The 8,272-nt window shown below is 59.6% G+C and carries 7 protein-coding genes; 6 read left to right on the top strand and 1 reads right to left on the bottom strand.

Annotation, left to right across the window (positions count from 1 at the left end):
- Positions 1-355: 355 nt before the first annotated feature.
- A complete protein-coding gene (locus F6X40_RS40525) occupies positions 356-553 on the top strand; it encodes a hypothetical protein (RefSeq protein ID WP_187631755.1) in 198 nt (65 codons plus the stop codon).
- Between the two features lie 8 nt (positions 554-561).
- A complete protein-coding gene (locus tag F6X40_RS40520; protein WP_187631754.1) occupies positions 562-2,145 on the top strand; it encodes a DUF1254 domain-containing protein in 1,584 nt (527 codons plus the stop codon).
- Positions 2,146-2,258: 113 nt separating this feature from the next.
- On the opposite strand, the gene F6X40_RS40515 is transcribed toward F6X40_RS40520, so the two are convergent.
- Positions 2,259-3,287, bottom strand: a complete 1,029-nt coding sequence (locus F6X40_RS40515; RefSeq protein ID WP_316251894.1) for an AraC family transcriptional regulator — start codon at positions 3,285-3,287, stop codon at positions 2,259-2,261.
- A gap of 195 nt (positions 3,288-3,482) precedes the next feature.
- Between F6X40_RS40515 and F6X40_RS40510 the strand changes: the two genes are divergently transcribed.
- The 4 genes from F6X40_RS40510 (at position 3,483) to F6X40_RS40495 (ending at position 7,854) form a co-directional block, all read left to right on the top strand.
- A complete protein-coding gene (locus F6X40_RS40510; protein WP_187631753.1) occupies positions 3,483-3,956 on the top strand; it encodes a 2,4'-dihydroxyacetophenone dioxygenase family protein in 474 nt (157 codons plus the stop codon).
- 81 nt (positions 3,957-4,037) lie between these two features.
- Positions 4,038-4,877 carry an SDR family NAD(P)-dependent oxidoreductase gene (locus F6X40_RS40505; protein WP_187631752.1) on the top strand — a complete coding sequence of 280 codons (840 nt, stop codon included), beginning with the start codon at positions 4,038-4,040 and terminating at the stop codon, positions 4,875-4,877.
- 113 nt (positions 4,878-4,990) lie between these two features.
- The gene (locus tag F6X40_RS40500) at positions 4,991-6,628 is read left to right on the top strand and encodes a 3-(methylthio)propionyl-CoA ligase (protein WP_187631751.1); all 1,638 of its coding nucleotides are present in this window, start codon (positions 4,991-4,993) and stop codon (positions 6,626-6,628) included.
- 80 nt (positions 6,629-6,708) lie between these two features.
- Positions 6,709-7,854: a porin gene (locus F6X40_RS40495; RefSeq protein ID WP_187631750.1), complete on the top strand. Its 1,146-nt coding sequence runs from the start codon at positions 6,709-6,711 to the stop codon at positions 7,852-7,854.
- Positions 7,855-8,272: the final 418 nt, after the last annotated feature.

Genomic DNA, 8,272 nt, shown 5'->3' with positions numbered 1-8,272 from the left:
GATTCGGCTCCTGCTGGAGAACGAGGCGGATTGCCTCATTCGCCAACATAAAACCGCGTGACCGGCCTCGCCCTGACCTCCCGCGTCGGACCGGAGCCCTCTACCGCGCGAGCGGTTTCGTTCGCCGACCCTGAAGAGACAATCGACCTCCGACTGCCCGCCTTCCGCTCAGAGGTGTACAGCGGACATTCAGAAAATTAGCTCAGGGGGGGGCCGTCGGCTGCTGCGGCCGACTGGCGTTTTCGCTGCTGCGGAAAACATCTGCTCCATCAACGGGCGCCGCCGCAATCCATTGACCGATCAGCTCCAGCATCTTCCTCGCTCCTATCGGAAACGCAGGTGATCGATTTCAAGCATGATTCGAACTGTCTTGCGTGCTCAAGCCCGTAAGACGGTCGACACGATGAAAGTGGCTGCGCAGCTGTCCGAAAATGATAAACGGTTGTCTGGATCTGACCAAGCCACGACCGTCAGCACCGCGTCATCATGCAATGCGCTGGCAGGCGTGCTGACGCGTCCGGTTCAGCAGAGCGACATCTACGCCGTCCGGTAAGTCCTCGTTTGACGCGCTCCGAAAACGCGTTGCCCGGCGATGATCGTCGGGCGGCTTTCAACTTCTTCGTTACGCTGGGTATTAGAACGATGACTAGTCGACTTAAACTGCGAATTGTGGTGCCGATTGCCTTTGTTGCTTTCGTCGGAATCGTAAGTCTTATAAATTTGCCCTATTGGCTGGCGTTCAAAAACGGGGTGCAAGCTTATCTATACGCGTATCCATTGATCACAATGGACATGACGAAGCGCGTAATGACCGCGCCCGCCCCGATGACCGAGGGTGACGTACAACGCAAACCCGGAGCTGGTCCGGCTAATCAGTTCAGTCATGTCAAGGCATTTCCCGACCATACATTCAAAGACGTTGTCGCTCCCAATGCCGATACGCTGTACAGCATCGCCTGGCTTGATCTGCAGGCGGAGCCAATGGTGCTCAGCATGCCGGACATGCACGATCGATGGGTGCTGATGGAGGTCCTGGACGCCTGGACAAACGCGTTCGCGTCCCTAGGCACCCGCCAGTATGGTGCTGAGGCGAAGCAGTACCTGATCTCCGGGCCAGGTTGGAACGGAGCCGTACCAGACGGGATGATCCTGATAAAGTCACCCACTGCCATGAACTGGATCATTGGCCGCACCTATACACGCGGCCCGACAGATTTTGCTGCGGTACACCAGGTTCAGGCCCAATACCATTTGGTCCCGCTTTCGAGGTTTCTGCAGCATCAGGAAAATGATGCCGCGACGCTTCGCACTGATCTGTCGATCGATACCCAAACACCCGTTGTGACGCAGGTCGCTCGCCTGAATGCACAGGACTACTTTTCGCGTATGTCCATGCTGATGGGAGACAATCCGCCAAGTCCGGCGGACGCGGCTATGGTGGAGAAACTTCGCCATCTCGGCATTGAACCGGGGAAGCCGCTCGTCTGGAAGCGGATGGACCCGACGACACGTCGTGCCCTCGAAGATTCGGTCTGGTTTGTGCGGGCGCTGTTCGACGCGAGATCGCCGGGAACCCAAGGTCTGACAGATATCAATCCAGTAGAACGTGCGTTGTTCAGCGCGACGACATCCGGAATGGACAAAGTCCTGCTCAATGTCCGCAATGGCTGGCGGATTCCGCTGAACCTGGGGCAATACGAGACACGCTATCCTCTACGGGCCATTGTGAGCCTTGTTGGGTTGGGAGCGAACGGGCCGAAGGATGCGGTCTATCCCATGACCGCGATTGACGCAAAGGGGAATCCGCTAACCGGAGAAATCCGGTACGTTCTGCATTTCGACCGCGACAGGCTACCGCCCACGAAGGCATTCTGGTCGCTCACGATGTATGACGACAAAATGTTCTTTGTCGATAACTCCATCAGACGGTATGCAATTGGCGATCGCGACGCCTTGCACTTCAATCCCGATGGTTCGCTTGATCTATGGCTTCAACATTCGCGGCCCAGCGACGAAAAAGTGTCGAACTGGCTTCCGGCCCCCCCAGGTCGATTCAAACTCATGCTGCGCCTATACGACCCAAAGGCGGAGGTTCTTGACGGGAAATGGGTTCCCCCGTCCGTTCAGCAGCTGACAAACGGGTAATTTCCGCTGCGGTAGAACAGTGAGTGAAACTCTCGCCGCAGCTGTCAGGAAGTGCCGCGCAGCACGACGCCGTGGATGTGGCGTGCGCGGCACCGCGCCCGGTATCTAAGTGATCATTGGGATCGATGCGATTCAGCGTAACCGGTGGGACTGATGCCCTTGTAACGGCGGAACCCCCGGCTGAAATTGGCGATGTCCGTAAAGCCAAGGCGGAAAGCGATTTGTGAAACAGTCAATTCGCCGGCCTCCAGAAGTTCGCATGCACGCTCAAAACGAACACGCTGCGAAACATCGCGAAAACTTAAACCCTCCCGACTGAGGTAGCGGCTGATCGTACGCGACGTGATATTTAGTGAGCGGGCCACATCCTCAAGCGTGAGCTGCAGATTCTCACTCTCGCGCACCATCATCGTGACGAACTCGCCCCACTCGCCTCGCCGGGGCGATCTGCGAGACAGTGCTTCACACTGGGCCTCTGCCTGTCGTACGACGCGCTCGTCCGCCATGGGTAGTGGCTTGTCCAGGATCTCGGTCGAGATTCTGACGGTCACGCCGGGTACCCGCGATTCGCCGAAGTGAAAGCGCGCCGGTCCGTTCCCATGATAACGGTGGGCATGAGGCGGTGCCTCCATCGAGAGATAAATGTCGTAGCCTTCGTTGTCCGTTCCCAGCAGCATCTGGGCTTGCACATGGAACGACATCGCTAGCGCTTCGAGGAAAAACTGCAGCGTGCGGTTGTGCATCACCGCGGAGGGCGTAAATCCGATTTCTGCGTATTTTCCGCGCCGCTCATAGCGCATCGTGAAAATCGGAACGATCAGGTGATAAAAGCGCACCGCGAGCCGCAGGATCTCGTCGACGTTTCGGCTGCTGAGCAGCGCGTAGCCAAGCGGGCCGTGTGAATTGAGGCGAACCTGTCGTCCCAGTTCGTAGCCCAGATCATTACGCCCGGTTATCCGGGATGCGACGTCAATGAGGGCTTCAAGCTCGGGGATCGTGAGCGTGCCCTCCGGGTCCTCGAGAGCCTGCACATTGATGTTTGCGTTCGCGAGCAAGCGCTCGTAGTCGGGAGTGTGTGCACGCAGAATCTCTCCAATCACCGCGTAGTAGCGACTGGGAACACGGTCCGCAGTGATGCCCACAATTGGTCTCCGTATCTGGTCTGGTTGCCAAATATTTCGCCTGTCTGAAAGTGACAAGCAGGTGTCTCATTCTGACCAAGCCAGCGATGCTATTCAAGCTCGATCATGTCGTTACGCAAGCACAGCGGGGCACATCGTACGAATAAAGGTGTTCCGCGTGATAGCGCTGATAAACCCTGATCTGGAGACTCAAGCATGTTTTATGAAAAAGTGGCCACCGAGTGCGTCGATGATGCGTCGATTCCGTGGGTACCGTTCGCGCCGTACTCGACTGATGTCCTCGTGAAGTACTTCAAGCTCGACCCCACACGCGGCGAAACCATCACGCTTCTGAAGGCGCCCGCGGGCGTGCAGATGCCGAAGCACCATCACACCGGCACGGTCATCGTCTACACGATAAAGGGTCGCTGGAAATATGCCGAGCATGACTGGGTCGCGGGTCCTGGCAGCATCGTTTTCGAAACGGCCGGCTCCAGTCACACGCCGCTGGCATTGCCTGGCGATGACGAGATCATCGCGCTGAACATCGTCCAGGGCGATCTCCTCTACCTGAACGACAACGATCAGGTGATCGCGAAGGAAAACTGGAAGACAGGCATGGAGCGCTATCTCGCGTACTGCGAGGCAAACCGCCTGATCCCCAAGGACCTGACGGCATTCGGTGGTTGACCGCACGCTGGTCGGCGCGCCGCAAATCCTTACGGCCGCCTGCCGATCGGCGGCTCAGGTTCGCTAGTTCATGAGATGCATATGAAAATCAGTATTTTGCGGGGTAAGCGGGTCCTTGTTACGGGGGCGGCGGCGGGCATTGGCTATGCGACCGCACTGGCGTTCGCGCGGCGAGGCGCAAATCTCGTCATCACCGATATCGATAAGCGGCGGCTGGACGAGGCGCGCAAGGCGATCGACGAGCTGGGCGTTCACTGCTTTGCCAGGGTAGCCGACGTTTCGAACCAGGCCAGCATGCAGGCCTTCGCCGATGCCGTCCACGATCAGGTGGGCGCCGTAGACGTCCTTGTCAACAACGCAGGCATCGGCTATCTGGGGCCGTTTATCGGCAGCCCGCTCGAATCATGGAACCGCACGTTTGGCGTCAACGTGATGGGGGTGGTGCACGGCTGCCACTACTTCCTGCCAAGGATGATCGCGGCGGGTGGTTGTAGGCGGATCGTCAACGTCGCCTCGCTGGCGGCGATTGCGCCGGCACCGAACATGAGCGCGTATGCGGCGACAAAATCCGCCGTTCTGGGATTCTCGGACGTGCTGACGATGGAACTGAAAATCGCCGGAACTTCAGTTGGTGTGACCACCGTGTGCCCGGGGGTTATCAACACCGATATCACCAGTTCGCGTGCCAACGTCGCAGACGCAATCAGCGACGCGCAGTTGACCACGCTTCAGGCCTACTACCGGAAGAACGGGGCAAGTGCCGATCTCGTCGCCGATGCGATCGTCAATGCCGTGATGGTCGGAGAGGCGATCGTGCTGGTCGGGCCGTTCGCGCGCCTCATGTACAACGCGAAGCGGCTGTCACGCCGTCTGGTCGAAAAGCTGATGCTCGCCGAGGCAAAGAAGCTCGGCTATTCGTAACACTCGCAATCGGAGGACTCCGCTAACCGGGCGCCGCAAGGACGCACGTCGATGGCTCGTCCTCGGAGCGCGGTGTCGCCTCGCAACTCCGCTTTAGAGAATGGACTGCCGAAATGAACGGTTTGATGCTGCAAAAGCAGTTGCTGATTTCCTCGCTGATCGTGCATGCGGATCGCCATCATGGGGATACCGAAATCGTGTCGCGCCGGGTGGAGGGTGACATCCATCGTTATACGTTCCGCGATTGTCACCGCCGTGCGCGCCAGGTGGCCAATGCGCTCACCCGCCTGGGTGTCAAGGCGTCTGATCGTATCGGCACGCTGGCGTGGAACGGCTATCGACACATGGAGCTGTACTACGGCATATCCGGCATGGGCGCGGTGATGCATACGATCAATCCGCGCCTGCACGCGGACCAGATTGCCTATATCGTTGATCACGCGGAAGACCAGTACCTGTTCTTCGATCTGACCTTCCTGCCGCTGGTCAAGGTCATTGCCGGCAGCTGCAAGACGGTCAAGGCATTCATCGCGATGACCGACCTCGCGCACTTGCCGCGGGATACTGGCATTGCCAACCTGCTGTGTTATGAGGATCTGCTCGATCGGAGTTCCACCACTTACGCGTGGCCGAGCTTCGGCGAGGATACCGCCTGTACGTTGTGCTACACATCGGGGACCACCGGGAATCCGAAGGGCGTGCTGTACTCGCATCGCTCATCGGTGCTGCACACCTATGCAGCTGCGCTGCCGGATGCCCTGAACTGCTCGGCGCGCGACGTGATCCTGCCGGTGGTGCCGATGTTCCATGTCAATGCGTGGGGCCTTCCCTATATCGCATGCATGGTCGGGGCCAAGCTGGTTTTCCCCGGCCCCGGGCTGGACGGCCAAGCGCTCTACGAGCTCGTCGAAGCCGAGCAGGTCACCTTCGCGGCCGGCGTGCCCACAGTATGGCAAGGCCTGTTGACGCATCTGGAACGAGGCGGCCTGACATTCTCGACCCTGAAGCGCACCGTTGTTGGCGGCGCAGCCTGCCCGCCCGCGATGCATCGCAAGTTCCAGGATGGGTACAGCGTAGAGGTGTTGCACGCGTGGGGCATGACCGAACTGAGTCCGCTCGGGACGGTCGGCGCACTGAAGCGCAAACACCTGGCGATGCACCCGGAAGACCGTTGCGCCGTCCAATCCAAACAGGGTCGCGCCGTGTTTGGCGTCGATATGAAGATTGTCGGCGCGAACGGCCAGGAACTGCCGTGGGACGGCGTGAGCTCGGGCGATCTGCTGGTGCGCGGCCCATGGGTGGTGCGCAACTACTTCCGCAATGAAGGCGGGAACCCTCTTCAAATCGACGCTGAAACTCACGGCTGGTTCCCGACCGGCGATGTCGCGACCATTGACGCAGACGGCTTCATGCAGATCACTGATCGCAGCAAGGACGTGATCAAGTCCGGCGGCGAATGGATCAGCTCGATCGAAATCGAGAACATCGCAGTCGCGCACCCCGCGATCGCGAGTGCGGCCTGCATTGCGGCAAAGCATCCGAAGTGGGATGAGCGGCCGCTGCTGCTCGCTGTGAAGCAGCCCAATGCCCAGGTGACGGCAGAGGATTTGCTCGCGTTCTTCGACGGAAAAATCGCCAAATGGTGGACACCGGACGCTGTTGTGTTTGTCGATGCGGTGCCGCTTGGCGCCACCGGCAAGGTGTTGAAGAACCAGCTGCGCGAAGCGTTTCAGGACTATCTGTTGCCCTAATGAGGGGCAGGCTGTCTTTTTTGTGTTGAGCATGGATGCAGCTCGTTACGGGTTTTCAAAGCAATAAAACTGGAGACGCAATGAAAGTGAAATGGGCAGCGGCGGCCGCGGTGGCTGCAATGGGAAGCACGGCATACGCACAATCGTCGGTGACGCTGTACGGCGTCGTCGATTCGGGGCTGTTATATCAAAGCACCGCGGCGGCCTCGTTCAGTCCGGCGGCGAAGAACCTCGGAGCGGTCTATCGCTTCAAGGATGGCGGTGTCTACTCGAGCATCTGGGGCATGAAGGGTACCGAGGACATTGGCGGTGGCTATCACGTGAACTTCAAGCTGCAAGGGGCGTTCGACAGCGGCACCGGCAAGCCCGGCCTCGCCGATACGGCGGGCGCGACCGCGATCTTCAACCAGGTGGCGACGGTCGGCGTGTCAGGCCCGTTCGGCTCGGTCAATGCGGGCCGGCAGCTCGTGCCGATGGCCTACGCGATGGCGGAAACAGACGTTCGCTCGGCGCAGTATTTCGGCAGCATCCTGACCGCGTGGATCGGCATGAACACCGCGGCAGGCTGGCCGGGCACCAGCACCAACGGGCCGATCGGTGCGCTGTACGACAGCAATGCGATCGTCTACGAGTCACCAAAATTCTACGGCGTGTCGGGCTTGCTCGAATACGCGCCGGGCGGTGTCGCGGGCAGCTTTCAGGGCGGCACGCGCGAATCCGCGGTGCTGAAGTACTCGAACTACGGTCTGAATCTGGCGGCCGTGTATTACGTTGGTCACGACACCAACCCTGGCGCGACGACGGTTGCCACCGGACTTCTTAACAACCGCTACTGGTATCTGGGTGCGAAATATACGACGCTCAACGGCATCTCGATGTCCGCGTCCTACAGCAACGGCGCGAACCCGGCGACGAAGAATGCAGCGAATCCGTTCGGTGGCACCAGCCTCGACCTGTATTCGGCCGGGCTCGGCTATCAGTTGTCGACGGCGGTGAAGCTCACGAGTGGCGTGTATTACCTGAAGGACAGGAACAACTCGAAGAACAAGTCACTCGAGGCCACCGGGGGCGCCGAATACAGCCTATCCAAGACCTCGCTGGTTTATGGTCAGGTGGGTTGGGTGAACAACCACGGCGACATGACCCAGGCGATTACCTACGGTCAGCCGGTAGCGCCAGGCATGGGGACAGTGGCGGTCATGGTGGGCCTGCGTCATGCCTTCTGATCGATCCGGAAAGTGGCCCGCGCGCAGCTGTTGGACGCGCGACCGGTCGCCAATTCGCTAAAACGCTCGGCTCGTTTTTCACACGCATGTGGTCATGAGATTGCCACCTCGGACATGGCGCGCAAAGCGATGCAGTGCCTTATAGGCTGTACGCTACCAAAAGAGCCTCGGCGGTGGCTTCGGCAGTGGTGGCGGCGCCGTGCGAATCCCAGCAGATGTCTCCTTTATGACGAACTCCGGACGCTCGGAAGCGTAGATTTACCGATCCTCCAACGGCGGCTAGTGGCCGCTTGAACGAAACCGCTCGCGCGGTAGAGGGCTCCGGTCCGACGCGGGAGGTCAGGGCGAGGCCGGTCACGCGGTTTTATGTTGGCGAATGAGGCAATCCGCCTCGTTCTCCAGCAGGAGCCGAATCATG

This window comes from Paraburkholderia sp. UCT31 (assembly GCF_014397655.1).
In the GTDB taxonomy this organism is placed as follows: domain Bacteria; phylum Pseudomonadota; class Gammaproteobacteria; order Burkholderiales; family Burkholderiaceae; genus Paraburkholderia; species Paraburkholderia tuberum.
Note: the sequence above shows the minus strand (reverse complement) of the source record. Positions and strands in the feature narration are given on the sequence as shown.

What these genes read in the sequence shown, in the direction of transcription:
- F6X40_RS40525 (WP_187631755.1), top strand. Translation starts at nt 356, where the DNA reads ATGATTCGAACTGTCTTGCGTGCTCAAGCCCGTAAGACGGTCGACACG.
- F6X40_RS40510 (WP_187631753.1), top strand. Translation starts at nt 3,483, where the DNA reads ATGTTTTATGAAAAAGTGGCCACCGAGTGCGTCGATGATGCGTCGATT.
- F6X40_RS40505 (WP_187631752.1), top strand. Translation starts at nt 4,038, where the DNA reads ATGAAAATCAGTATTTTGCGGGGTAAGCGGGTCCTTGTTACGGGGGCG.
- F6X40_RS40500 (WP_187631751.1), top strand. Translation starts at nt 4,991, where the DNA reads ATGAACGGTTTGATGCTGCAAAAGCAGTTGCTGATTTCCTCGCTGATC.
- F6X40_RS40495 (WP_187631750.1), top strand. Translation starts at nt 6,709, where the DNA reads ATGAAAGTGAAATGGGCAGCGGCGGCCGCGGTGGCTGCAATGGGAAGC.